Source organism: Lysobacter sp. F60174L2 (assembly GCF_052547135.1).
Genome location: NZ_JBQWRA010000003.1, coordinates 488,504 through 512,744 on the forward strand (window position 1 = coordinate 488,504; position 24,241 = coordinate 512,744).

A 24,241-nucleotide genomic window follows, 5' to 3' on the forward strand; every position below is an offset into this window, starting at 1 on the left:
GAGATGAGCAAGGAACTGTTGCTGGTCGTGGACGCGGTCGCCAATGAGAAGGGCGTGCCGGAATCGGTGATCTTCGAGGCGATCGAGGCCGCGCTGGCGTCCGCCGCCAAGAAGCGCTACCACGACGAGGACGTGCTGGTGCGCGTCACCATCGACCAGAAGGACGGCAGCTACGAGACCTTCCGCCGGATGGAAGTGGTCGCCGACGACGTGGTGATGGAGTCGCCCGACCGCCAGATCCGCCTGATGGACGCCATCGACGAGGTCGAGGGCGTCGAGGTCGGCGACTACATCGAGGAGCAGATCGAGAACCCCGGCTTCGGCCGCATCGCCGCGCAGGCCGCCAAGCAGGTGATCGTGCAGCGCGTGCGCGAAGCCGAGCGCGCGCAGGTCGTCGACCAGTGGAAGGACCGCGTCGGCGAGTTGGTCACCGGCATCGTCAAGCGGGTCGAGCGCGGCAACATCTACGTCGACCTGGGCGGCAACGCCGAGGCGATCATCCCCAAGGACAAGGGCATCCCGCGCGATGTGCTGCGCGCCGGCGACCGCGTGCGTGGCTACCTGTTCGATGTGCGCACCGAGCCGCGCGGCCCGCAGCTGTTCATCAGCCGTGCCGCGCCGGAATTCATGATGGAACTGTTCAAGCTCGAAGTGCCGGAAGTCGGCCAGGGCCTGGTCTCGATCATGGGCTGCGCGCGCGACCCGGGCGACCGCGCCAAGATCGCGGTGCTCGCGCACGACAACCGCACCGATCCGATCGGCGCCTGCATCGGCATGCGCGGTTCGCGCGTGCAGGCGGTGACCAACGAGCTCAACGGCGAGCGCGTCGACATCGTGCTGTGGTCGGACAACCCGGCGCAGTTCGTGATCAACGCGATGGCGCCGGCCGAGGTGCAGTCGATCATCGTCGACGAGGAAAAGCACTCGATGGACCTCGCCGTCGCCGAGGATCGCCTTGCGCAGGCGATCGGCAAGGGCGGCCAGAACGTGCGCCTGGCCAGCCGCCTGTCGGGTTGGCAACTCAACGTCATGACCCAGGACCAGGTCACCGCCAAGTCGGAAGCCGAACAGGCCACCGCGCGCGAACTGTTCCAGGCCAAGCTCGAGGTCGACGAGGAGATCGCCGCCATCCTGGTGGCGGAAGGCTTCAGCACCGTCGAGGAAATCGCCTACGTGCCGGTCGGCGAGTTGCTGGCGGTCGAGGGCTTCGACGAGGACATCGTCGAGGAACTCCGTGCTCGCGCCCGCGACGCGCTGTTGAACGAGGCGCTGGCCGCGGAAGAGGAGCTCGACGAGCACCAGCCGGCCGAAGACCTGCTGTCGCTGGAAGGCATGGACGACGAACTGGCCTACGCCCTGGCGGCACGCGGGGTGGTCACCCGGGACGACCTGGCCGACCTGGCGACCGACGAACTGGCCGACCTGGACAACGTCGACGAATCCCGTGCCGCCGCGCTCATCATGGAAGCGCGCAAGCACTGGTTCGAGTAGGAACGCACGATGTCGACGATCTCCCCATGAACACGGGACTGCGCCCATGAGGTAGCAGGACTAGAATTGAACGCTCACGCTCGGGGCTGGCCCCGCGCCACAGGACACGGAAACCGAATGTCGCAGCAAACCACCATCCGCAAGCTGGCCGAACTGGTGAACACGCCGGTCGAGAAGTTGCTGGAACAGCTGGCCGAGGCCGGCATGTCCTTCAGCGGCCCCGACCAGGCCGTCACCAGTACCGAAAAGGTCAAGCTGCTCGGCTTCCTGCGCCGCACCCATGGCAAGGCCGACAAGGCCGCCTCGGACGTTGCCGCGCCAAAGAAGATCACCCTGAGCCGCAGCCGCAAGCAGGAGCTGACCGTCGGCGGCGGCAAGACCGCGCGCTCCACGGTCGACGTGGTGGTGCGCAAGAAGGTGACCCTGAACCGTTCCGATGCCGACCAGCCGGAGCCGACCGACGAGCGCGCCGAGATCCTGCGCAAGCTCGAGGAGTCCAAGCAGCGCAACCTTGCCGAGCAGAAGGCCCTGGCCGAAGCCGACAAGCGCCGTGCCGAGGAGGCGGAGCGGGCGAAGCAGGAGGCCGAGGAGGCCGCCCGCCGCAAGGAGGAGGAAGCCGCCCAGGCCGCGGCTGCCGACGTCAGCGCGCTGGCCGTCGACGACGAAATCCCGGCCAAGGCAGCGGCCACGCACGGCCACGGCCATCCGAAGCCGGCCGCGCCACGCAGCGACGATCGCGGCGCGCCTTCGAAGCACAAGCCGGCGCGCGGCTCGCACGCGATGACCGCTGGCGTCGAGGACGACGACCGCACCAAGCGCTTCGCCGGCCAGATGCACCTCAGTGCCTCCGACCGCGCGCGTCGCAGCACCAGTGCCCGCGGCCGTGCCAAGCCGCGTCGTCATTCCGACCAGGCCCGTTCCGGCACCGGTTTCACCCGTCCGACCGCGCCGATCGTGCGCGATGTCGCGATTGGCGAAACCATCACCGTTGCCGACCTCGCCCAGAAGATGGCGCTCAAGGGCGGCGAGGTGGTCAAGGCGCTGTTCAAGATGGGCGTGATGGCGACCATCACCCAGAGCATCGACCACGACACCGCCGCGCTGGTGACCGAGGAACTCGGCCACAACGTGGTCCGCGCCGATGCGGCCGATGTCGAGAACGAACTGCTCGCGCATGTCGAGAGCAACGACGGCGACAAGGTCGCGCGTCCGCCGGTCGTGACCATCATGGGTCACGTCGACCACGGCAAGACCTCGCTGCTGGACTACATCCGCCGCACCAAGGTGGCGACTGGTGAAGCCGGCGGCATCACCCAGCACATCGGTGCGTACCACGTCGAGACCGACAAGGGCGTCATCAGCTTCCTCGACACCCCGGGCCACGCGGCGTTCTCGTCGATGCGTGCCCGCGGTGCCAAGCTGACCGACATCGTGGTGCTGGTGGTCGCGGCCGACGACGGCGTCAAGCCGCAGACGATCGAGGCGATCCAGCATGCCAAGGCCGCCAACGTGCCGCTGATCATCGCGGTCAACAAGATCGACAAGGCCAGCGCCGACCCGATGAAGGTCAAGAACGAGCTGCTGGAGCAGGAAGTGGTCGCCGAGGAGTTCGGTGGCGACATCCAGTTCGTCGAGCTGTCGGCGAAGACCGGCCAGAACGTCGACGGCCTGCTCGATGCGATCTCGCTGCAGGCCGAAGTGCTCGAACTGCAGGCGGTCGCCGAAGGCCGCGCCGCCGGCGTGGTGATCGAATCCGCGCTCGACAAGGGCCGTGGCCCGGTCGCGACCGTGCTGGTCCAGCAGGGCGAGCTGAAGAAGGGCGACTACCTCGTGTGCGGCGTGCAGTACGGTCGCGTGCGTGCGCTGTTCGACGAGACCGGTTCGCAGGTCGAGTCGGCTGGCCCGTCGATCCCGGTGCAGGTGCTCGGCCTGTCGGGCGTGCCCGATGCCGGCGACGACTTCGTCGTGGTCGAGGACGAGCGCCTGGCCAAGGACGTGGCCCAGCAGCGCGACGCCAAGCGCCGCGAGTCGCGCCTGGTCGCCGCCGCCGGCGGCAACCGGATGGAAGACATCATGGCCCAGCTGGGCCAGGGTGAAGGCCAGCTCAGCCTGCCGCTGATCATCAAGGCCGACGTGCAGGGTTCGGTGCAGGCCTTGCGCGAGGCGCTGACCGCGCTGTCGACCGACGCGATCCGGATCAACGTGATCGGCTCCGGCGTCGGCGGCATCACCGAGTCCGACGCGCAGCTGGCATCGACCTCCAAGGCCACGATCATCGGCTTCAACGTCCGTGCCGACGCCTCGGCGCGCAAGCTGATCGAGACCAACGGCGTCGACCTGCGTTACTTCTCGATCATCTACGACGTGATCGACCAGGTGAAGCAGGTGGCCTCGGGCATCCTCGGCGTCGAGATCCGCGAGGAGATCATCGGTACCGCCGAGGTCCGCGACGTGTTCCGCAGCTCCAAGTTCGGCGCGGTTGCCGGCTGCATGGTGGTGGAAGGCGTGGTCAAGCGCAGCAAGCCGATCCGCGTGCTGCGCGACAACACCGTCATCTTCGAGGGCGAGCTGGAATCGCTGCGCCGCTTCAAGGAGAACGTCGACGAGGTCCGGGTCAACACCGAGTGCGGCATCGGCGTGAAGCAGTACAACGACGTCAAGCCGGGCGACCAGATCGAGTGCTTCGAGCGCATCGAAGTGCAGCGCACGCTGTAACCGGCCATGGCGCAGAAATCGTTCTATCGCAGCGACCGCGTCTCCGCCCAGCTCCGCAGGGAGCTGGGCACGCTGGTCCACCAGGCCGTGCGCGAGCATGGCCTTCCGTCGGTCAGCGTGTCCGACGTCGAGGTCACGCGTGACCTGGCGCATGCCAAGGTGTTCGTGACGGCATTGCAGCCGGAACGTTCGGCCGAGGCGATGAAGGGGCTCAAGGAACTGACCAAGCCGTTGCGTTACGAGTTGGGCAAGGCGATGAAGCTGCGCCACGTGCCGGAACTGCATTTCCACTACGACGACTCGGTCGACCGCGGCGAGCGCATCGAGCACCTGCTGCGCGAGAAGCCGCCGGTGTCGGACGACGACGAAACGGCCTGACCGGTCTCGTCTCGATGTAGGAGCGACGTAAGTCGCGACCTGTACACCACCTCCAACGTTCGGCGGGTCGCGACTCACGTCGCTCCTACAAGGAATCAGGCCGTCGTCGCGACCGGGGCCGCCGCCACAATCGCGAGACCCCCACCACGCGATGACCAGACGCTCCCGCACCAGATTTCGCCCGCTGCACGGCATCCTCCTGCTCGACAAGCCGGCCGGCCTCAGCTCCAGTCAGGCGTTGCAGCGCGTGCGCCACCTGTTCCGCGCGGAGAAGGGCGGCCACACCGGCGCGCTCGATCCGCTGGCGACCGGCCTGCTGCCGCTGTGCTTCGGCGAGGCGACCAAGATCGCCGGCCTGCTGCTCGGCGCGCGCAAGGCCTACCGCACCACCGCGATGCTGGGCCTGACCACCGACACCGACGACGCCGACGGCCAGCCGCTACAGCAACGGCCGGTTCCGCCGCTCGACGCCGCCGCGATCGAGGCGGCACTGGCGCCCCTGCGCGGCCCGATCATCCAGCGCGCGCCGATCTACTCCGCGCTCAAGCAGGGCGGGGAACCGCTGTACGCCAAGGCCCGCCGCGGCGAGGCGATCGAGGCGCCGGAACGGGAGGTCGTCGTCCAGGCCCTGGAACTGCTCGATCGCGACGGCCCGCGCCTGCAGCTGCATGTCGAATGCGGCTCCGGCACCTACGTCCGCAGCCTGGTCCGCGACTTCGGCGAAGCGCTCGGTTGCGGCGCCCATGTCGAAGTGCTGCGCCGGACTTGGGTCGAGCCATTCACGGAACCGGCGATGTACACGTTGGACCAGTTGGAGGCGTTGGCTGAACAGGGCGCCGCCGCGCTCGACGCCTGCCTGCTGCCGGTCGAGGCCGGGTTGGTCGGCTTCCCCTCCGTTACCCTTGCCCCCGCCGACGCAGGGACCCTCGGCCACGGCCAGCCGGTCCAGCTGACCGGCGCGTCGCCCGTCGACACCGTCGCCGTCCACGACACCTCCGGGCGGGCATTGGGCCTGGGGCGGATCGACGCGGAGGGACGGCTGCATCCCCGCCGGCTGTTCATCTGGGCCACGCCACACGCCGGTTGAGCGGCGCCTCCCGTTCCGGCGGCGCCGCGCCTTGTCCCGGTTCGGCCGGAGGGCTACAATTCCCGGGCTTTTTCAAGCCAACACGCAGTTTTTCACTTTCCAGCAAGCGGCGGACCATGCGGTGCGCCGGCGTCGGTATTTCCAGCGTCGGTGAGTTTCTGCAGGTCGCGCATCACAGAGGCAACAAGAAATGTCGATCGATACCAGCAAGGTCATTGAAGAAAACAAGCGCGGCGACAACGACACCGGCTCGCCGGAAGTCCAGGTCGCCCTGCTCACCGCACGCATCGAGCAGCTCCAGGGTCACTTCAAGGAGCACAAGCAGGACCACCACAGCCGCCGCGGCCTGCTGATGATGGTCAACCGTCGTCGCAGCCTGCTCGACTACCTGCACCGCAAGGACGCCACCCGTTACAAGGCCCTGATCACCAAGCTCGGCCTGCGTCGCTAACCAGACTCCCACCGCGGCGCTCCCATGCGCCGCGGTTTGTTTTTGTGGCCGCGAGCCGGCGGCCGACCGGCAGGGCAAGGGCCCTCCCCGGATCGCACAGCACCGATAGGAAACCAACGTGGCAAAAATTACCAAGACCTTCCAGTACGGCAAACACCAGGTCACCCTGGAAACCGGTGAGATCGCCCGCCAGGCCGGCGGCGCCGTCATCGTCCGCATCGAGGACACCGTGCTGCTGGTCAGCGCCGTCGCCAACAAGACCGCGCGCGAGGGTCAGGACTTCTTCCCCCTGACCGTCGACTACCAGGAGAAGTTCTACGCCGGCGGCCGCATCCCGGGTGGCTTCTTCAAGCGCGAAGGCCGCGCGACCGAGAAGGAAACGCTGATCTCGCGCCTGATCGACCGCCCGATCCGCCCGCTGTTCCCCGATGGTTTCCGCAACGAAGTGCAGGTCATCGCCACGGTGATGTCGCTGAACCCGGAAATCGACGGTGACATCCCGGCGCTGCTGGGTGCCTCCGCCGCCGTCGCCCTGACCGGCGCGCCGTTCGCCGGCCCGATCGGCGCCGCCAAGGTCGGTTACAAGGACGGCCAGTACATCCTCAACCCGAGCAAGACCGAGCTGGAAGACTCCAGGCTGGAGCTGGTCGTCGCCGGTACCGCCGACGCGGTGCTGATGGTCGAGTCCGAGGCCGACGTGCTGTCGGAAGACGTGATGCTCGGCGCGGTGATGTTCGGCCACCGGGAAATGCAGGTCGCGATCAACGCGATCAACGAGCTGGTCGCCGAAGCCGGCAAGCCGAAGTGGGACTGGTCGACCCCGGCCGCCGACGAGAACATGGTCGGCGCGCTCAAGGCCGCGATCGGCGACCGCCTCGGCGCCGCGTTCCAGATCCGCGACAAGGCCGAGCGCCGCGATGCGATTTCGTCGCTGAAGAAGGACGTGCTGGCCTCGCTGGCCGAGCAGTGCGAAGCCAACGGCTGGACCTCCGCGGAGCTGTCCAAGCAGTTCGGCGAGCTCGAGTACGAGACCATGCGTGGCGCCGTGCTGGGCACCAAGGTCCGCATCGACGGCCGCGCGCTCGATACCGTGCGCCCGATTTCCTCGAAGGTCACCGTGCTGCCGCGCGTGCACGGCTCGGCGCTGTTCACCCGTGGCGAGACCCAGGCGATCGTCGCGGTCACCCTCGGCACCGCGCGCGACGGCCAGATCATCGACGCCGTCTCGGGCGAGTACAAGGAACACTTCCTGTTCCACTACAACTTTCCTCCCTACTCGGTGGGCGAAGCCGGCCGCATGATGGGCCCGAAGCGCCGCGAGATCGGCCACGGCCGCCTCGCCAAGCGCGGCGTGCTGGCCGTCATGCCGACGATGGAAGCCTTCCCGTACACCATCCGCGTGGTCTCGGAGATCACCGAGTCGAACGGCTCGTCGTCGATGGCGTCGGTCTGCGGTTCGTCGCTCGCCCTGATGGACGCCGGCGTGCCGATCAAGGCGCCGGTCGCGGGCATCGCGATGGGCCTGGTGAAGGAAGGCGACGACTTCGTCGTGCTGTCCGACATCCTCGGTGACGAGGACCACCTCGGCGACATGGACTTCAAGGTCGCCGGTACCAGCGAGGGCATCTCCGCCCTGCAGATGGACATCAAGATCCAGGGCATCACCGAGGAGATCATGAAGACCGCGCTGGCCCAGGCCAAGCAGGGTCGCCTGCACATCCTCGGCGAGATGGCCAACGCCCTGACCGCGCCGCGTGGCGAGCTGAGCGAGTTCGCGCCGCGCCTGATCACGATCAAGATCCACCCCGACAAGATCCGCGAAGTGATCGGCAAGGGCGGTTCGGTGATCCAGGCGATCACCAAGGAAACCGGCACCCAGATCGACATCCAGGACGACGGCACCATCACCATCGCCTCGGTCAATGCGATCGCCGGCCAGGCCGCCAAGGACCGCATCGAGCAGATCACCTCCGACGTCGAGCCGGGCCGCATCTACGAGGGCAAGGTCGCCAAGATCATGGACTTCGGCGCGTTCGTCACCATCTCGCCCGGAAAGGACGGCCTGGTGCACGTGTCGCAGATCTCCAACGATCGCGTCGAGAAGGTCAGCGACGTGCTCAAGGAAGGCGACGTGGTCAAGGTCAAGGTGCTGGAAGTCGACAAGCAGGGCCGCATCCGCCTGTCGATGAAGGCCATCGAGGAAGGCGAGGGCGCGCCGGCCGCGTAAGCGCGGGCGTCATTGCCGGATACGGAAAAAGCGGGCCTCGGCCCGCTTTTTCTTTGTCCGGAATACGCCACGTTGTTCATCCTTCATGCCGGTTTGCGTTAGCGTGGCCGTCATCAGGCATGGATGGAGTCGACGATGGCGGGTGGCAGCGGCGGGACGTGGTGGAAATGGGGGCTGCCGGCGGGCATCGGTATCGTGGCCGCGGCGATGGCGATGGAACATTTCGGGCCGCACTGGCCGTTGCCGGTCAACGCGATGCTCGCGCTTGGCGGGCTGCTGACGATCGCCGGTTCCTGCGAGGTGATGATCCTCGCGGCGGTCGGCCTGGCCGGGAAGCTGCGCTGGAACGAGTACGTCGCCGGCGTGATCGCCGGGCTCGCGTCGAACCTGCCGGAGATCGCGATGCTCGCCTTCGTGGTTGCCGCCGACGTGCGCATCGCGTTCGTCGTGACCCTGCTGACGCTGCACATCAACGCGCTGGTGTTCTCGATCTTCTGCGTGCTGATGCCGCGCGACGAGCGCGGGCATGCGTCGTTGCCGAAGGCGATCAGCGTGCTCGGCACCGACATGCTCGCGTGCGCCGCCGGGCTGATGATCGCGATGGGCTTCCTGATGATCGCGATGTCCTCGTTCGACGCCGGTGGCCATGCCGGTGAAGGGCTCGGGCTGTGGGACCTGGTAATGATCGCGGCTGCACTGCTGGCGGTGATGGTGGTGTACCTGCGCGGCCTGGTGCGGCGCTTCTCCGGGACGTCGACCGAAGCTGGCGCCGAGCAGGCCGAGGGTGGCACCACGCGGACATCGGCGTCGTGGGGCATGATCGCGTTCTACGGCGCGCTCGGCAGCATCGGCGCGTTGATCGGCGGCCATGCGGTGGGCGACTTCGCCGACAACCTGGTGGGCTTCCTGCGCGGGGAGGGCTACTCGGAGATGATCGGCGCGATCGTGGTCGCCTTCCTCGCCGGCATGCCGGCCTACATCCTGGTCACCAGCGCACACCTCAAGGGCAAGACCCAGCTGGCGCTGTCCAACGTGTTCGGCGGAATCGTGCAGGTGCCGTTCGTGATCCTGCCGGCGGTGCTGCTGTTCGCGGCGCTGCTGTCGACCCTCGGGGTGGTGCCGCTGTTGCCCGAGGGCGGCATCCTCGCGATCGACCTGGAGACGGTCTCGGTGATCCTGTTCGGTTTTCCGGCCCTGCTGATCCTGTGGAAGTCGATCACCGACGACGGCGCGGTCAACAAGCTGGAAACCACGATCATGCTGGTGCTGTTCGCGCTGATGCTGTATTTCCTGGCCATGCACGGCTGAGCCCGGACGCGGTCCGGCGCGTCACTCCAGCAGCCAGCGGAACGCACGACGCAGCTCGGCGGCGCCGTTGGACGGGTACCAGCGGCCGTGGGCCAGGATCACACGCTCGGGGTTCCAGGCGATCATCTGCTCGACCGCGGCCCTGAGCTGCGGCTTCTGCTTCGAATAGGTCAGCCGCATGTCGCGTGGCATCTGGCCGTCGGGGTCCTGCACGCCGCCCAGCCGGGTCAGCCAGCGCATCCACCAGGCGTCGAGCTTGCCGGGCTCGAAATTCTCGATGAAGTCGGTCAGCACCAGCGTGCGGCTGGCAGGGTGGAAGAACTCGACCTCGGTCATGAAGTTGCCGGTAATCGGCAGGGTGGCGATGGCCTCGTCCCACGGATAACCGTCGGCCCGGTCGAGTTCGGTGGCCTCGAAGTCGATTCGGCCGTCGGACTGTTCGCGGATGCGCGGGGCGAGATAGACGCGCGCATCGGGAAACACCTCATGCCACTCCGGGATCCACCAGTAGTGGATGCGGTTGGGGCCGACGATCCAGCGCGGAGTGCCGATCGCTTCGACCTCGCTAATCAGGTCGCGGGTCAGTGGTGTAGGCGAGTGGATGAAGAGATCGTCGCCGCCGAGGCGGACCACGGTCATCCGGGTCGGGAACGGCATCTTCGGCCACGGCATGCCGAACTCGATGGTCGGACCGTCGACGATCCAGACATCGTCGGCCACCGGCTTGAGGGTGTTGAGCGGCGGGTAGGTGGCGGCGGGTTCGCGGGTCATCCGGGTGTTTCTCCTTGATGCCTGGTTCGATTATGCCTGCCGGGTGATTGCACCCGTAGGAAGCGCGATCTGTAGGAGCGACGTAAGTCGCGATTTCACGGATATCCGGAATCGCCGTGCAATCGCGACTTACGTCGTTCCTACATCAGGGATTGTTTGCGGCCGCAGGTTTGCTCAATGGAAGTCGCGCGAGCGGGTGTCGAGGTCGCCGAGCAGTCCGCTCAGGTTCTGCAACCGCTGCGCGACCAAGTGCTGCACGCCGTCCTTGCACTCCAGCCGGCCTTCGACCGCGAGCAGGCGCGACTCCAGCAACTCGCGCCGCTGGCGCTCGGCGAGGTCGCGCCAGACCACCACGTTGGTCATGCCGTCCTCGTCCTCCAGGGTCATGAAGATCACGCCGCTGGCGGTCTGCGGGCGTTGCCGCAGGGTCACCAGGCCGGCGACGCGCACGTGGCGGCCGTGCGGCATCGTCGCGATCTCCGCGGAGCGCCGGTAGCGACGTGCCGACAGTTGCTTGCGGATCATTGCGAGTGGATGGCGGCCGAGGGTGGTGCCGGTCATGGCGTAGTCGGCGCGCATGTCCGCGTCGGCGCTGGGAAGCGGCAACACGATCGGGTCGCTTTCCCGTGTCGCCGGGGTGTCGGCGAACAGCGGCAACTGCGGCTCGACTCCAGTGATCGCCCAGCGGGCGCGGTGGCGGTGGCCGGCGAGGCCGCGTAGGGCACCGGCGTCGGCGAGCAGGGATTGCACGCGGCGGTCGAGCGCGGCGCGGGCGCAGAGGTCGGCGACGTCGGTGAAGGGGCGCTGCTTGCGTGCGGTCTCGATGCGTTCGGCGGCGTCGAGCGGGAAGCCGCGGATCATGCGCAGGCCAAGGCGGATTGCCGGTTGCTGTGTTTGCTGTTGTAGGAGCGGCTTCAGCCGCGATTTGGAACCGGTGCGGGCGACCGATTCTCCGATCGCGGCTGACGCCGCTCCTACAGGAAGCGGGGGCGATGCCGTCGAGCCGTCGTCCAAGCTGCAATCCCAGTGGCTGTAACGCACGTCGACTGGCAAGGTGCGGATGCCATGCCGGCGTGCGTCCTGCAGCAACTGGTCGGGCGAGTAGAAACCCATCGGCCAGGAGTTGATCAGGGCACAGGCGAACGCGGCCGGTTCGTGGCACTTGAGCCAGCTGCTGGTGTAGGCGACGAGGGCGAAGCTGGCCGCGTGCGATTCGGGGAAGCCGTAGTCGCCGAAGCCCTTGATCTGCTCGAAGATGCGGTTGGCGTATTCGAGCGTGTAGCCATTGCCCAGCATGCCGTCGGTCAGCTTCTGTCGATGTGGCTCCAACCCGCCGCGACGTTTCCAGGCCGCCATCGAGCGGCGCAACTGGTCGGCTTCGCCGCCGGAATAGTCGGCGGCGACGATTGCCAGCTGCATCACCTGTTCCTGGAACAGGGGCACGCCGAGAGTGCGCTTGAGCACGTCCTTGAGCTCTTCAGATGGATACTCGATCGGTTCCTTTCCGGTACGCCGCAACAGGTAGGGATTGACCATGTCGCCCTGGATCGGACCCGGGCGGACGATCGCGACCTGGATCACCAGGTCGTAGAACGTCCTCGGCCGCAGTCGCGGCAGCATCGCCATCTGCGCGCGCGATTCGATCTGGAACACGCCGATGGTGTCGGCGCGGCTGATCATCTCGTAGGTCGCCTTGTCTTCCTTCGGGATGTCGCCGACGGTCATGTCGCGCCGGCCGCTGTCGCGCAGCAGGTCGAGCGTCTTGCGCACCGCGGTCAGCATGCCGAGCGCGAGGCAGTCGACTTTCATCAGCCCGACTGTGTCGAGGTCGTCCTTGTCCCACTGGATCACGGTGCGGTCGTCCATCGCCGCGTTTTCCACCGGTACCAGGGTGTGCAACGGATGCTCGGAGATCACGAAGCCGCCGGGATGCTGCGACAGGTGGCGGGGCATGCCGATCAACTCGGCGGTAAGCGCGATCACCTGCCGAAGCACCGGTGACTCCGGATCGAAACCACGCTCGCGCAGGTGTTCGGCGATTGGTGCGTGGCCGCCCCAGCGGTCCATCGTCGATGCCAGTTCGCCGACCACGTCGGTCGGCAGGCCGAGGGCGCGACCGACATCGCGCACCGCGCCGCGGCCGCGGTATTGCGTCGCCACCGCGGTCAGCGCGGCGCGCTCGCGGCCGTAGCGGTTGAACACGTACTGCAGCACTTCCTCGCGGCGCTCGTGCTCGAAGTCGATGTCGATGTCCGGCGGTTCGTCGCGCTCATCCGACAGGAAACGCTCGAACAGCATGTTCATCAGCGCCGGGTCGATCTCGGTCACGCCCAGCGTGTAGCAGATCACCGAGTTGGCGGCCGAACCGCGGCCCTGGCAAAGAATGCCTTGCGAGCGGGCGTAGCGGACGATGTCGTGCACGGTCAGGAAGTAGGACTCGTAGTGCTTCCTGGCGACGAGCGCGAGTTCCTTCTCGATCAGCCCGCGGGCTTTTTCGCTCACGCCTTCGGGCCAGCGCCAGCGGGCACCTTCCTCGACGAGGTGGCGCAGCCAGCTGCCGGCATCGTGGCCGGTCGGGACCAGTTCGTGCGGGTACTGGTATTTCAGGTCAGCGCGCATGTCGAAACGGCAGCGGTCGGCGATCCGTACGGTTTCGGCCAGCAGGTCGGCCTGACCGTCTGATCCGTAGATCGCGGCCAGCGCGCGGCGGCTGCGCAGGTGGCGTTCGCCGTTCGGGAACAGGCGATGGCCGGCCTCGGCGACGGTGACGTGGTGGCGGATGGCGGTCATCGTGTCCTGCAAGGCGCGGCGGCCGCGCACGTGCATGTGGACGTCGCCGACGGCGACCAGTGGCAGGTTGAAGCGGGCGCCGGCCTCGCGCAGCTGCGTGATGCGCGCGTCGTCGTCGGGGCCGCGGTGCAGTTCGACCGCGAGCCAGGCGCGATCCGGGAAGGTCGTCTTGACCCAGCCGGCATGCGCGTCGTCGGGCTGTTCGCCGGGCACCCACAGCGCAAGCAGGCCGTCGGTGTCGGTGAAGTCCTCGCGCAGCAGCCGGTACTCGCCCTTGCGCGCGCGACGGCGGGCGCGGGTGATCAGGCTGCACAGCGCGGTGTAGCCGGTGGCGTCTTCGACCAGCAGCACGAGTTTGGGGCCGCCGTCGACCTGTATTTCGCTGCCGACGATCAGCTTGACGTCGAAACGTTCGGAGGCCTCCAGCGCACGCACGATGCCGGCCAGCGAGCACTCGTCGGTGATCGCCAGCGCGGTGTAGCCGAGCTGCTTCGCGCGCTCGAACAGTTCGGGCGCGATCGAGGCGCCGCGCTGGAAGCTGAAGGCCGAGAGACAGTGCAGTTCGGCGTAGGCGGGGAGCCGGTCCGGCGGCGTTATCGAGTCCTTGCTGCCGCTGGGAGGATGGGGAAAGAGCGGGGTGATGCTCATCGAGTCACCCGAACCAGCCGTGCAGCATGAAACCGTCGGCGCGGCCGTCGTGGACGGGGTCGCCGGCGGCGCGGAATGCCCAGGCGCGCTGGCCGAGGCTGGTTTCGACGAGGTAGTAGTCGCGGCGCACGTCGCCGTCCCACCAGCCGGTTTCGATCCGTTCGGGGCCGGCGAGGATGTGAGGGCGGTGGTCGCGCAAGGGCGCGGGGTGCGGCAGCAGCCAGCCGGGGCGCGGGTTGGGCGGGACGGGGACGTCGCGGGCGGGTTGCTCCTGCCAGGCGCGTTCGGGGCGGTGGTCGGCGCGGACGGCCAGGCCGTGCACGGCGTCGTCGCCGAGGCGCGCGCGCAGGCGTTCGCGCAGTTGCTCCCACGGCACGGCCTGTTGCGGCCGGGCATCGAACAGGTCGCGGCCTGCCGGCACGAACGGCGGCAGTTCGCGCGCGACCAGTTGCACCGCACGCACCGGTGCCGGGACGCGCATCTGTTCGAGCCGGCCGCGGGCGAGTTCGAACAGCATCGCCGGGTTGCGTTCGGGGGCGAGCAGGCCGATGACGAGTTCGCTGTCGGCGCAGCGTTCGTGCTCCAGCACGAGGGTGAAACGCTGCACACCGCCGTCGCGACCGGCGAGGTAGGCGGCGAGGTCGGCGGTCAGGCGGCGCAGCGGGAACAGCAGGGCCTGGCTGGATTCGACGTCGTAGTTGAGTTCGATCCTCGACGCGAACGAGTCCGGCGGCTGGTAGTAACGCAGCGGGGTTGGCAGGGCGCCGGTCAGGCGGTCGAGGTGGGCGAGCGCGTCCTTGCCGATCCGCTTTCCGAGGGCGGCGCGGGGCAGGGCGAGGACCTGCCGCAGTTTACGCAGGCCCATGCGGTTGAGGCTGGTGGCGACTTCGGGCGCGAGTCCGCTGCGATCGACCGGCAACTGGCCGAGGGCGTTGTGCAGCGGCATCTCGTCGGTGATCGCCAGGCCGTCATGCACGTTCGCCAGTGCGCGGGCGGCGTAGGGGTTGGGGGCGAGGGTGATGCGGTGGCGGAAGCCGAGTCCGGTCAGGTCGGCGCGCAACTGGGCTTCGAACCGGGGCCAGGGGCCGAACAGTTTGAAGCTGGCTTCGACTTCCAGCAGGAGGGCCGAGGGCATGCTGCGGTTGACCAGCGAGCTGTAGCGGTAGGCCCAGGCGGCGAGGAAGTCGTGCCAACGGTCGACTTCGGTGGGGTCGTGTTCGATGGCGGCGAAGCGGCTGCAGATGGCTTGGGCGGCGCCGAGGGATTGGCCGGGGCGGAGGCCGGCGGCTTTCGCTGCGGGGTTGACTGCGCGCAGCACGCGGCGTTGCTCCGGGCCGGTCACGAGGGCCAGGGGGGCGTCGGGGTCGGGGTGGCGGCGCAGGACGCCGTCGAGCGCCAGTTGTGGCAGGAGGATGCAGGCCCAGAGCATGGGTCGGGCTCACTGCGCCTGCGTGGGCAGGAGGCGGGGACGGAAGGGGATGGTGGCTGGTGCCGGAAGCATGGTGGTTGGGGCGCGTACTGGTTGGTCGTGCAGGAAGTTGCCGGCGGAAGGTGTGGTTGGGGCGCGCAGCAGGTGGTTGGTGGGAATGCGCGTGGTTTGGTCGTGCAGCGGGTGGTCGGTGGGAGTGCGTGTGGCTTGGGCGTGCAGCTGGCGGTTGGTGGAAGTGCGCGTGGCTTGGTCGCGCAGGAGCCGGCCGGTGGGGGTATTGCTCCGGCCCTTCATCAGGGCTTCCTGCCCTGAGGCGGGCCGCCGGCCATCCATGGCCGGCTTCTGCGCAATACCCCCACCGGCCGGCTCCTGTCCGATTGTTGTGGGCGACCGGGCAGGGAAAGCGGGGTTTGTCGGCGACTGGGAGAGTGAGGCTGCGACGGAGGGAAACGGGATGGGGCGCGTGGGTGGGTTGCCGCCGCGGCACTTGAGTACGCGCAGTTGGGTGGGGGCGGCGTCGATGGCGATTCGCAGGGCGGCCGGAGAGGGGTTTGCGGCGGCCTTCATCGGGCGCATTGCGAAGCCGAGGCACTGGCCGGTTTCGGCGGCGACCTGCAGGCGGCGGAGGGCATGGTCATTGGCTTGGTGGGGCCAGCAGAGCACGGCCGAGCAGGCGGCCGAGCGCAGGCATTGTTCGGCCGCCCACAGGGCGTTGCGCGGGTCGGTGCGGATCACCTGCAGGCGGTTGAGTTGGACGCCGGCGTTGGCCCAGGCTTGGGCGAACGGGAGGTAGGGCGGGGCGATCAGAGCGATCATGCCGTCGGTGCGGGACAGCCGGGCGAGGGTTGGCCACAGCAGGCGCAGTTCGCCGATGCCGTCGGCCGGCAGCAGCAGTTCGGTCAGGGCGGTCTCGGGCCAGCCGCCGTCGGGGAGGGCTTCGTCCAGCAGGTCGAAACCGGTGGGCTGCGTGGAGGGTGCGCGTGGGGCGGGTTGGCCGCGCCAGATGCGGCGCGATTCCAGCAGGGCATCGAGGGCGACGACGGCGGCCATCAGCTGGGCCTCACCAGTCCGGCGAACAGGCCTTCGATCGCGAAGTCGGTGACGCTGGCGTCGATCTCGATTGGTGCGTAGGCCGGGTTGCGCGGCAGCAGGCGCAGGTGTGACTTGCCGCTGTCGAGTCGCTTGACCGTCAGCTCGCCTTCGACCCGGGCGACCACGGTCTGGCCGCTGCGGGCCTGTTCGACGCGGTGCACGCCGATCAGGTCGCCGGGGAGGATGCCGTCGAGCAGCATCGATTCGCCTTCGACTTCCAGCAGGTAGTCGGGGCGCAGGCGGAACAGGGACGGGTCGAGGCTGACGTCGTGGCGGACTTCGGGGTCGGAGCCGATCGGGGTGCCGGCGGCGACCCGGCCGAGCAACGGCACCTGCAGCAAATCGGCGGGCGGCATCGCCGTGGCACCGGTGGCGGATGCGAAAAGATGCGGCGTGGACGGCTGCGAGAAATGACGTGGGGAAGTGAGCCGGATCCCGCGCGCACGTCCGGACGACAGCTCAATCAAGCCAGCCTGTTCCAGCGCTTCCAGGTGATAGCGCGCAGAGCGGTTCTGGCGGAAGCCGAACGCGCGCGCGATCTCCATCTGCGACGGCGGGTAGCCGTGGCTGGCGAGGTGTTCGCGGAGGAAGTCGAACAGACGGCGCTGGGTGTCGGTCAGGTGCATGGTACTAATTGTAGTAACAATGAAGCGGACGAACCTGAAGCTTTTCTATTCAACAAGTTGCAATAGATAGCTGATGTGGATTCGCTTGGAATTGGTCCCAGCTTCTCTTGCGCCCGTCTCATCTGTTCGGACGAGCTCCGCCCTGTGTAGGAGCGACGTAAGTCGCGACCCACTGACACATCAAAGCCCCGCGCCAAACACACTCCAACAACCGCCCGATCGTCTCCCTCGCGTTGCTGCAATGCCGACTCCGGTTCCGAAGTCAGCGGGTCGCGACTTACGTCGCTCCTACACGCGAGGCCCCTGCTTGCGCAGCTTCAAGCCCTTCACTGCGCTTGCGGCAGCATCGGACTCCCGAGCCGACGACGACCCGATGCCGCGCGCCGCTCCCGATCTTTCCTCGTTGCCACTCGCCAAGCCGGTCGACGAGATCCCCACCGGCAAGCTGCGCACCCTGCAACGCAAGGCGCGCGACTGCCAGGCTTGCCCGCTCTGGCGACCTGCCACCCAGACCGTGTTCGGCCAGGGTCCGGCCGATGCGCTGGCGATGCTGATCGGCGAGCAGCCCGGCAACCAGGAGGACCTGGCCGGCGCGCCTTTCGTCGGTCCGGCGGGTCGGCTACTCGACCGTGCGCTCGACGATGCGTGCCTCGATCGCGACACGTTGTACCTGACCAACACCGTCAAGCATTTCAAGTTCGAGATGCGCGGCAAGGCGCGCCTGCACAAGCGCGCCAATGCGGCCGAGCAGGAGGCCTGCCGGATGTGGCTGGCGGCGGAACTGCTGCAGGTGCGGCCGCGGGTCGTGGTCGCCCTCGGCGCGATGGCCGCGCATACGGTGTTCGGCAACCGCTTCCGGGTCACCCGCGAGCGTGGGCAGTGGCGGGACTTGCCCGGGGATGTGCAGGGGATTGCCAGCTGGCATCCGTCGGCGGTGCTGCGGATGCCGGGGGAGCGGCGTGAGGCGGGCTATGCGGAGCTGGTGGAGGATCTGGGGAAGGTGGCGAAGGTGGTCAGGGGGCTGGCCTAGCGCGGTCTTTTGCTTTTCTGTAGGAGCGACGTAAGTCGCGATGGCCAATCGTGTGGCGGTTGAGGTTCCGATCGCGACTTACGTCGCTCCTACAAAAAACAGTGCCCCCAGCCACCGCGCGGCTTACGCCAGTTCGAACAGGTCCGACTGCGCGCGAACATCATCCTCGTCGACGAACCCCGACAACCCCACACCGACCAGCCGATAGCGCGTCCCGGCCGGCAACTCCACCCGCGCGCGCAACTCGCAGGCGATGTCGGCCAGAGCCTCCAGCGTCGACGGTCGCTGCGCCGGGGTCAGGCTGCGGGTCAGGATGCGGAAGTCGGCGGTCTTGAGCTTGAGCACCACCGTGCGCGCAAGCCGGCCATGGTGTTGCGCGCGCTCGCGCTGGTAGCCGGCCCAGGTCTTTTCGGCGAGGCGGCGGATGTGCGGTGCCAGTTCCTCCAGTGCCAGGTCGTGCTCGAAGGTGTCCTCCGAGGAAATCTGCACGGTCGGGCGTTCCGGCCGCACCGGGTGGTTGTCGATGCCCAGCGACAGCTCGTGCAAACGCCGGCCCCAGCGGCCGAAGCGCAGTTCCAGCTCGGCCGCCGGCAGCGCACGCAGCTGGCCGACGGTGGCGACGCCCAGCTCGGCCAGCTTGCCCTGCATCACCTTGCCGACGCCGGGCAGGCGGCCGACCGGCAGCGGCAGCAGGAACGCGTCGACCTGCCGCGGCCGCACCACGCAGAGGCCGTCGGGCTTGTTCCAGTCCGAGGCGATCTTGGCGATGAACTTGTTCGGCGCGACCCCGGCCGAGGCCGTCAGCGCGGTTTCCTCACGGATCGCGGCGCGGATCGCTTCGGCGGTCGCGGTGGCCGAGGGCAGGCCGGAGGCGAGGGCGGTGACGTCGAGGTAGGCCTCGTCCAGCGACAGCGGTTCGATCAGTTCGGTGTGGCGGGCGAAGATCTCGCGCACCTGCTTGGATACCGCCTTGTAGCGCACGAAATCCGGCGGCACGAACACCGCCTGCGGGCACAGCCGTTCGGCCCGCACCGCCGGCATCGCCGAGCGCACCCCGAACTTGCGCGCCTCGTAGCTGGCGGCGCACACCACCGAGCGGTTGCCACGCCAGGCGACGACGACCGGCCGGTCCCGCAGCGACGGGTCGTCGCGCTGCTCGACCGACGCATAGAACGCATCCATGTCCACGTGCAGGATCTTGCGGGGCGGCACGGGGCAGGGCGGGGCGGTCATGGCCCCGGCATTCTGTCATCCTGCACCCGCACTTGCCGCCGTCACGCCGCCTTTGGCAGGCTGGCGGATGCGCATCCCACCGGAGCACCCCATGACGCAACGCCGCCATTTCTCGATGCTCCGCGAATTCCATCTCGCGGACTGGGTCACCCTCGCCAACGCCTTCTGCGGCACCGGCGCGATCTTCGCGGCGATGCGCTTCCTGCAGGAAGGCGGGGTGCGCGACCTGATGATCGGAATGGCGTTGATCCCGGCCGCCTTCATCTTCGATGCGGTCGACGGCCGGGTCGCACGCTGGCGCAAGTCGGCGTCGACCCTGGGACGCGAGCTGGATTCGCTGGCCGACGTGATCTCGTTCGGCGTCGCCCCCGCCGCGCTGGGTTACGCCTGCGGCCTGCAGGGCGGCTGGGACTGGGTGGTGCTGAGCTATTTCGTCGGCTGTGGGGTCAGCCGGCTGGCGCGCTACAACGTCACCGCCGAACAGCTCTCGGGCGACGAGGGCAAGGTCAAGCACTTCGAGGGCACGCCGATCCCCACCAGCCTGGCGCTGGTGGTGGTGCTGTGGATCGCCGCCGGGCAGGGCGCGATCGGTGCCGACTTGTGGCTGGGCATGGTCCAGCTGGGGCCGTGGCAGTTCCATCCGCTGGTGCTGATGTTCGCGCTGTCGGGCACGCTGATGGTGAGCAAGACGTTGCGGATTCCGAAGCCGTAGTCCGTCGGGCGGCGATCTGCCCGGGCTTCCTGTAGGAGCGACGTAAGTCGCGACCCGCCGAACGCCGGAAGCGATGTACAGGTCGCGACTTACGTCGCTCCTACGCGAACGGGGGGCGACGCCAGCGGACCACGGCCTGCAACATCCGCGTTGCTATGATCGCGGCAACGCTTGGAGGACGAGATGGCCAATCAGGGTTTCGGCGGCGAGGATTTCGAGGCGCTGGCGCGGCAGTACTGGAGCCGCTGGGGCGAGATGCTGCGCGCCGGCGCGGATACGGCGCCGGCATCGAATGGATTCCCGGGTGCGAATTTTTCCGGTGCGGGGTTTCCCGGCATGGGCGTCCCCGGCGGCGCCGGCCTGCCCGGCTCGAGCGCGGCGATGCCGGGCTGGAACGAGGCCGTCGCATGGTGGTCGAAGCTGGCCCAGGGCAATGCCGGACTGGGCGGCGGGCTTGGCAACGGATTCGGCAGCAGCCCGGGCAACCAGGCCGACGCCACCATCGACCGGTTCAATGCCCAGGCCCGTGGCTGGTATGCCCAGATGCAGCAACTGGCGGCGCAGTTCGCCGGTCAGGATGCCGATGCCGCCGACATCGCCGATGCATGGAAGCGGGCGCTTGGCGGCGATTTCGGCAACCCGTTCGCCGAGGTCCTGCGCGGCATGCAGGGGCCGGGCCAGCAGGGTTTCGAGCAATGGTTCGAGCAGGCCGCGCCGTTCATCGAGAAGCTGCAGCGTGACGGCCAGTCGTGGTCGGGCATGCCCGCGTTCGGGTTCACCCGCGAACATCAGGAGCGCTTGCAGCACCTCGCCCGGGCGCAGGCGGACTACCAGCAGCAGGGCCAGGCCTACCAGACCTTGATGGCCGAAGCCGCGCAGGACGCGTTCAAGCGCTTCGAGCAGAAGCTGACCGAGCGCAGCGAGCCGGGCAGGCAACTGGAATCGGTGCGCGCCTTGTTCGACCTGTGGATCGACGCCGCCGAGGAGGCCTATGCCGACATCGCCCTGTCGCCCCGTTTCCGCGATGCCTATGGCGCGCTGGTGAATTCGCAGATGCGCCTGCGCGCGGCGGTGCAGGGGCAGGTCGAACAGGCGGGCGAAGCGCTCGGCATGCCGACCCGGACCGAGGTCGATGCGGCCCACCGCAAGATCGTGCAACTGGAACGTGAGTTGCGGCGTTTGCGCGACCAGATGGTGGGTGCGTCGTCGTCCGGCCAGAGGGAGGAGCGGCCTGCCGCAAGTAGACCCTCCACGAAGACGAAAGCTCCTGCCCGGAAAGCTGCCGCGAAGAAGCCGGTCGTGAAGAAGGCCGCGACCAGGAAGGCTTCGACCGCGAAGAAGGCGCCCGCAAAAAAATCCGCCACCCGCGCTTCGGTAGCCAAGCCGGCCCCAAAGGCACGCTGACATGGACAAGCAGGACACGTTCAACACCGGCCCGCTCAACTTCAGCCCCGACACGCTGGCGCAGGAGGCGATGCGCGCGCAGGACAAGCTGCGCGCCGGCCTCGACACCCTGCGCGAGGTCGACGACGTCGACTACGGCGCGACGGAAAAGGAGGAAGTCTGGCGCGACGGCAAGGTGGTGCTGTACCGCTTCCGTGGCGACAAAGCACCCACCGCGAAAGTCCCGCTGCTGATCGCCTACGCGCTGGTCAACCGGCCCTACATGGTCGACCTGCAGGCCGACAAGTCCATCGTGCGTGGCCTGCTCGAGCGTGGCGAGGATGTCTACATCCTCGACTGGGGCTACCCGGATCGCTCCGACCGCTACCTCGAGCTGGAGGATTACATCCAGCGCTACCTCGGCGGCGCGGTCGACCACCTGCGCGGCGCGCACCGGCTCGACGCCATCAACCTGCTCGGCATCTGCCAGGGCGGCGCGTTCTCGCTGTGCTACAGCGCGCTCAACCCGTCCAAGGTGCGCAATCTGGTCACCATGGTCACGCCGGTCGACTTCCACACCGACGACAACATGCTGGCCAACTGGGTGCGCGGGGTCGACGTCGACGCTTTCGTCGACACCCTCGGCAACGTGCCGGCCGACATCATGAACTTCACCTACCTCACGCTGAAGCCGTGGCGGCTGTTCGTGCAGAAGTACGTCGGGCTGGTCGACATCCTCGACGACAAGGCTGCGCTGGAGAACTTCCTGCGCATGGAGAAGTGGATCTTCGACTCGCCTGACCAGGCCGGCGAGGCGTTCCGCCAGTTCGCCAAGCAGTTCTACCAGGGCAACGGCTTCGTCAATGGCGGCATCGACATCGGCGGCCGCGCGGTCGACCTGGGCTACGTCGACATGCCGGTGCTCAACGTGTTCGCCGCGGCCGACCACCTGGTGCCGCCGGCGTCGTCGAAGGCGCTCGGCGGGCTGGTCGGCAGCACCGACTACAGCGAGCTGTCGTTCCGCGGCGGCCACATCGGCATCTACGTTTCCGGCCGCGCCCAGCGCGAGGTGCCGCAGGCGATCCACGACTGGCTGGCACAGCGTTCGCGGTAGTTGCGTAACGCGGACGCGCGACGCCGCCGTCACATTCCCCGGCTAGACTGCCCGCATCGTCCACCGAAATTCGAACTGCATGGAACACACGTCACGTCCCTTCGTCCGCTCCCGCCACGATCGCGTGCTGGCTGGCGTCATGGGCGGCATCGCCCGGCGATTCGGCTGGAATTCGACGCTGGTGCGGGTGGTCTTCGTGCTGGTTTCGATCGCTTCAGCCGCGTTTCCAGGGATCCTGGTCTACCTGATCCTGTGGCTGCTGATGCCCGACGAGGGCGGCTGAGCCTGTTCTCCCGGGGCATCATGAGCCCGCCACGATGAGCTCGCCCGGCCACGTACCCGGGCGGCGAACCGCGTTGCTGCTGCTCGGCGCGTTGTGGACCTTTCCCAACACCTTCATCGGCCTGCTGGCCGGGCTGGCCGGCATGGTGTCCGGTGCCCACCCCCATTGGCGGCCACGCGACCTGGCGCTGGTGTTCCACGACTGGCCGTGGGGGCCGGGCGGTGCATTGACCCTCGGCAACGTGATCCTGCACACCGGCGCCAGCCTCGATGGCAACTGCCATACCTATGCCCATCGCGCCGGCCTGTGCGAGGACAGGCCCGTGGTGCTGGCCGACCATGAGCGTGCGCACGTCTACCAGTACATGGCGCTCGGTCCGCTGTTCCTGCCGGTGTACCTGGCTTGCGGCGGCGTGAGCGTACGCAACCGGTTCGAGCGTGCCGCCGACCGCTACGCCATGACGGGCCGGGGCTGGTGGCCGTGGCCGGCGCCGCTGTTGCCGCGTCGGTCCTGATCACCGGTTTGTTTACGCAGGTCTGACGACCAACTAACAAGGGCGCGCGTAGAGTCCACGTTACCGGAGAAAAAGCGAACGGCTTCGGCCCGACGCAACAGCTCCGGCACGGAAGGCTCAGCCACTTCGGACGAAAGTCCGAATGACTGGGCCTTCTTATTGCCTGGCCTCACGGTATGAACGCCAGCGTGGCGTCGCTCTCGCCGGTGGTTTCCCCATCCGGCCCGAATCTACGCTCGACGAAACGGATACCTGCATCATCGACCAGCACCACGCTGCTGCAGCGCGTGCCGTAACGCGCGTTGCGCACGAACGGTGGCGAGAGCATCCGTTCCAGCTCCAGGCCGACGCCGGTGTCGGGCAGGGCGGCATCCGGGGCGGTCGAGTCATCGGCCAGCGCCGCCAGCAACGGGGCCAGGTCGTCCGTTTCCGCCTTGTCGGCGGGCGTGGTGTCCAGCCAGTCCGAGAGCGCCCGGGACGCGCGGGTACTTTTGGGCCATGGTGCGTCGAACGCCCCGTTGGACATGGCATGCAATCCCGGGGTGACGGGATGGAATGCATAGCCGGGATGGTTACCGGCGAACATCAGTCGGTCGCCGTCCCAGGCCAGCAGGTTGAACGGCCCGTAGCCGGCGGCGTCCAGTCTCAAAGTATCCAGCCACGTGCTGGCTGCAGCGGTCGAATCGGCAAAGCCGCGTACCAGCGCACCGCGCGAATGCGGCATCGGGTCACCGGCCAGGCCGGCACGGACATTGGTCACCGCCGCCAGCCGGCGCCGCGTCGACACCATCAGCCAGCTGCCGCCCTGTTGCAGGTCGCGGCCACCGTAGAGATCGGGCGCAGCCGGATCCGGTCCGGCGGACGCGGCGGGCCGCGCATGCAACTCGTCGCGGTTGGCGATCAGGGCCAGCCGGTAGCGGGGGTGGCAACGCCAGGCGACGGCAATCAGACACATGCGG

The 24,241-nt window shown here is 68.1% G+C and carries 19 protein-coding genes and 1 pseudogene; 13 read left to right on the plus strand and 7 right to left on the minus strand.

All coding sequences use genetic code 11. From position 1 onward, the window contains the following. The first annotated feature begins 3 nt into the window (after positions 1 to 3). From nusA to ACT9AS_RS11255, 7 genes are all read left to right on the plus strand, one after another. Positions 4 to 1,491 (plus strand): transcription termination factor NusA, encoded by a 1,488-nt coding sequence (gene nusA, locus ACT9AS_RS11225; RefSeq protein ID WP_445100210.1) that lies wholly within the window; start codon positions 4 to 6, stop codon positions 1,489 to 1,491. A 117-nt stretch (positions 1,492 to 1,608) separates the two neighbouring features. Further along, positions 1,609 to 4,206, plus strand: a complete 2,598-nt coding sequence (infB, locus tag ACT9AS_RS11230) for a translation initiation factor IF-2 (RefSeq protein WP_445100211.1) — start codon at positions 1,609 to 1,611, stop codon at positions 4,204 to 4,206. 6 nt (positions 4,207 to 4,212) lie between these two features. Continuing rightward, positions 4,213 to 4,584 (plus strand): 30S ribosome-binding factor RbfA, encoded by a 372-nt coding sequence (gene rbfA / locus ACT9AS_RS11235; RefSeq protein WP_445100212.1) that lies wholly within the window; start codon positions 4,213 to 4,215, stop codon positions 4,582 to 4,584. A gap of 151 nt (positions 4,585 to 4,735) precedes the next feature. Then, positions 4,736 to 5,671: a tRNA pseudouridine(55) synthase TruB gene (truB, locus tag ACT9AS_RS11240; RefSeq protein WP_445100213.1), complete on the plus strand. Its 936-nt coding sequence runs from the start codon at positions 4,736 to 4,738 to the stop codon at positions 5,669 to 5,671. Positions 5,672 to 5,861: 190 nt separating this feature from the next. Beyond that, positions 5,862 to 6,122: a 30S ribosomal protein S15 gene (gene rpsO, locus ACT9AS_RS11245; RefSeq protein WP_445100214.1), complete on the plus strand. Its 261-nt coding sequence runs from the start codon at positions 5,862 to 5,864 to the stop codon at positions 6,120 to 6,122. 118 nt (positions 6,123 to 6,240) lie between these two features. Then, positions 6,241 to 8,349: a polyribonucleotide nucleotidyltransferase gene (gene pnp, locus ACT9AS_RS11250; protein ID WP_445100215.1), complete on the plus strand. Its 2,109-nt coding sequence runs from the start codon at positions 6,241 to 6,243 to the stop codon at positions 8,347 to 8,349. A gap of 135 nt (positions 8,350 to 8,484) precedes the next feature. Further along, positions 8,485 to 9,657, plus strand: coding sequence for a hypothetical protein (locus ACT9AS_RS11255; RefSeq protein ID WP_445100216.1), 1,173 nt, complete (start codon positions 8,485 to 8,487; stop codon positions 9,655 to 9,657). 21 nt (positions 9,658 to 9,678) lie between these two features. On the opposite strand, the gene ACT9AS_RS11260 is transcribed toward ACT9AS_RS11255, so the two are convergent. The 5 genes and pseudogenes from ACT9AS_RS11260 to lexA all read right to left on the minus strand — a co-directional run bounded on the left by ACT9AS_RS11260 (position 9,679) and on the right by lexA (position 17,013). Next, a complete protein-coding gene (locus ACT9AS_RS11260; RefSeq protein ID WP_445100217.1) occupies positions 9,679 to 10,428 on the minus strand; it encodes a DUF4336 domain-containing protein in 750 nt (249 codons plus the stop codon). A 174-nt stretch (positions 10,429 to 10,602) separates the two neighbouring features. Beyond that, on the minus strand, positions 10,603 to 13,866 hold the full coding sequence (locus ACT9AS_RS11265) for an error-prone DNA polymerase (RefSeq protein ID WP_445100218.1): 3,264 nt from the start codon (positions 13,864 to 13,866) through the stop codon (positions 10,603 to 10,605). Positions 13,867 to 13,870: 4 nt separating this feature from the next. After that, positions 13,871 to 15,295 (minus strand): Y-family DNA polymerase, encoded by a 1,425-nt coding sequence (locus tag ACT9AS_RS11270; protein WP_445100219.1) that lies wholly within the window; start codon positions 15,293 to 15,295, stop codon positions 13,871 to 13,873. A gap of 450 nt (positions 15,296 to 15,745) precedes the next feature. Then, positions 15,746 to 16,345: pseudogene (gene imuA / locus ACT9AS_RS11275) on the minus strand (translesion DNA synthesis-associated protein ImuA); the annotation flags it as partial. Then, complete coding sequence (gene lexA / locus ACT9AS_RS11280; protein ID WP_445100220.1) at positions 16,345 to 17,013, minus strand: transcriptional repressor LexA; 669 nt, start codon at positions 17,011 to 17,013, stop codon at positions 16,345 to 16,347. The gene lexA and the pseudogene imuA, both read right to left, overlap by 1 nt. A gap of 373 nt (positions 17,014 to 17,386) precedes the next feature. On the opposite strand from lexA, the gene ACT9AS_RS11285 reads away from it, so the two are divergent. Next, the gene (locus ACT9AS_RS11285; protein ID WP_445100221.1) at positions 17,387 to 18,043 is read left to right on the plus strand and encodes a UdgX family uracil-DNA binding protein; all 657 of its coding nucleotides are present in this window, start codon (positions 17,387 to 17,389) and stop codon (positions 18,041 to 18,043) included. Positions 18,044 to 18,166: 123 nt separating this feature from the next. Here the strand turns inward: ACT9AS_RS11285 and dinB are convergent, their stop codons facing one another. After that, on the minus strand, positions 18,167 to 19,276 hold the full coding sequence (gene dinB / locus ACT9AS_RS11290; protein WP_445100222.1) for a DNA polymerase IV: 1,110 nt from the start codon (positions 19,274 to 19,276) through the stop codon (positions 18,167 to 18,169). A gap of 91 nt (positions 19,277 to 19,367) precedes the next feature. Here dinB and ACT9AS_RS11295 point away from each other — a divergent pair, with 91 nt between their 5' ends. From ACT9AS_RS11295 to ACT9AS_RS11315, 5 genes are all read left to right on the plus strand, one after another. After that, entirely contained in the window at positions 19,368 to 19,988 is a 621-nt protein-coding gene (locus tag ACT9AS_RS11295; protein ID WP_445100223.1) for a CDP-alcohol phosphatidyltransferase family protein, read from the plus strand. Positions 19,989 to 20,171: 183 nt separating this feature from the next. Continuing rightward, complete coding sequence (phaE, locus tag ACT9AS_RS11300) at positions 20,172 to 21,392, plus strand: class III poly(R)-hydroxyalkanoic acid synthase subunit PhaE (protein ID WP_445100224.1); 1,221 nt, start codon at positions 20,172 to 20,174, stop codon at positions 21,390 to 21,392. A gap of 1 nt (position 21,393) precedes the next feature. After that, positions 21,394 to 22,485 (plus strand): class III poly(R)-hydroxyalkanoic acid synthase subunit PhaC, encoded by a 1,092-nt coding sequence (locus ACT9AS_RS11305; protein WP_445100225.1) that lies wholly within the window; start codon positions 21,394 to 21,396, stop codon positions 22,483 to 22,485. A gap of 79 nt (positions 22,486 to 22,564) precedes the next feature. Next, entirely contained in the window at positions 22,565 to 22,768 is a 204-nt protein-coding gene (locus tag ACT9AS_RS11310) for a PspC domain-containing protein (protein ID WP_445100226.1), read from the plus strand. A 34-nt stretch (positions 22,769 to 22,802) separates the two neighbouring features. Further along, on the plus strand, positions 22,803 to 23,282 hold the full coding sequence (locus ACT9AS_RS11315) for a hypothetical protein (RefSeq protein ID WP_445100227.1): 480 nt from the start codon (positions 22,803 to 22,805) through the stop codon (positions 23,280 to 23,282). A gap of 169 nt (positions 23,283 to 23,451) precedes the next feature. Here ACT9AS_RS11315 and ACT9AS_RS11320 read toward each other — a convergent pair whose 3' ends face one another. Beyond that, on the minus strand, positions 23,452 to 24,237 hold the full coding sequence (locus ACT9AS_RS11320; protein WP_445100228.1) for an NRDE family protein: 786 nt from the start codon (positions 24,235 to 24,237) through the stop codon (positions 23,452 to 23,454). Between the last annotated feature and the right edge of the window lie 4 nt (positions 24,238 to 24,241).

What these genes read in the sequence shown, in the direction of transcription:
- nusA (WP_445100210.1), top strand. Translation starts at nt 4, where the DNA reads ATGAGCAAGGAACTGTTGCTGGTCGTGGACGCGGTCGCCAATGAGAAG.
- infB (WP_445100211.1), top strand. Translation starts at nt 1,609, where the DNA reads ATGTCGCAGCAAACCACCATCCGCAAGCTGGCCGAACTGGTGAACACG.
- rbfA (WP_445100212.1), top strand. Translation starts at nt 4,213, where the DNA reads ATGGCGCAGAAATCGTTCTATCGCAGCGACCGCGTCTCCGCCCAGCTC.
- truB (WP_445100213.1), top strand. Translation starts at nt 4,736, where the DNA reads ATGACCAGACGCTCCCGCACCAGATTTCGCCCGCTGCACGGCATCCTC.
- rpsO (WP_445100214.1), top strand. Translation starts at nt 5,862, where the DNA reads ATGTCGATCGATACCAGCAAGGTCATTGAAGAAAACAAGCGCGGCGAC.
- ACT9AS_RS11255 (WP_445100216.1), top strand. Translation starts at nt 8,485, where the DNA reads ATGGCGGGTGGCAGCGGCGGGACGTGGTGGAAATGGGGGCTGCCGGCG.
- ACT9AS_RS11260 (WP_445100217.1), bottom strand. Translation starts at nt 10,428, where the DNA reads ATGACCCGCGAACCCGCCGCCACCTACCCGCCGCTCAACACCCTCAAG.
- ACT9AS_RS11265 (WP_445100218.1), bottom strand. Translation starts at nt 13,866, where the DNA reads ATGAGCATCACCCCGCTCTTTCCCCATCCTCCCAGCGGCAGCAAGGAC.
- ACT9AS_RS11270 (WP_445100219.1), bottom strand. Translation starts at nt 15,295, where the DNA reads ATGCTCTGGGCCTGCATCCTCCTGCCACAACTGGCGCTCGACGGCGTC.
- lexA (WP_445100220.1), bottom strand. Translation starts at nt 17,013, where the DNA reads ATGCACCTGACCGACACCCAGCGCCGTCTGTTCGACTTCCTCCGCGAA.
- ACT9AS_RS11285 (WP_445100221.1), top strand. Translation starts at nt 17,387, where the DNA reads ATGCCGCGCGCCGCTCCCGATCTTTCCTCGTTGCCACTCGCCAAGCCG.
- dinB (WP_445100222.1), bottom strand. Translation starts at nt 19,276, where the DNA reads ATGACCGCCCCGCCCTGCCCCGTGCCGCCCCGCAAGATCCTGCACGTG.
- ACT9AS_RS11295 (WP_445100223.1), top strand. Translation starts at nt 19,368, where the DNA reads ATGACGCAACGCCGCCATTTCTCGATGCTCCGCGAATTCCATCTCGCG.
- phaE (WP_445100224.1), top strand. Translation starts at nt 20,172, where the DNA reads ATGGCCAATCAGGGTTTCGGCGGCGAGGATTTCGAGGCGCTGGCGCGG.
- ACT9AS_RS11305 (WP_445100225.1), top strand. Translation starts at nt 21,394, where the DNA reads ATGGACAAGCAGGACACGTTCAACACCGGCCCGCTCAACTTCAGCCCC.
- ACT9AS_RS11310 (WP_445100226.1), top strand. Translation starts at nt 22,565, where the DNA reads ATGGAACACACGTCACGTCCCTTCGTCCGCTCCCGCCACGATCGCGTG.
- ACT9AS_RS11315 (WP_445100227.1), top strand. Translation starts at nt 22,803, where the DNA reads ATGAGCTCGCCCGGCCACGTACCCGGGCGGCGAACCGCGTTGCTGCTG.
- ACT9AS_RS11320 (WP_445100228.1), bottom strand. Translation starts at nt 24,237, where the DNA reads ATGTGTCTGATTGCCGTCGCCTGGCGTTGCCACCCCCGCTACCGGCTG.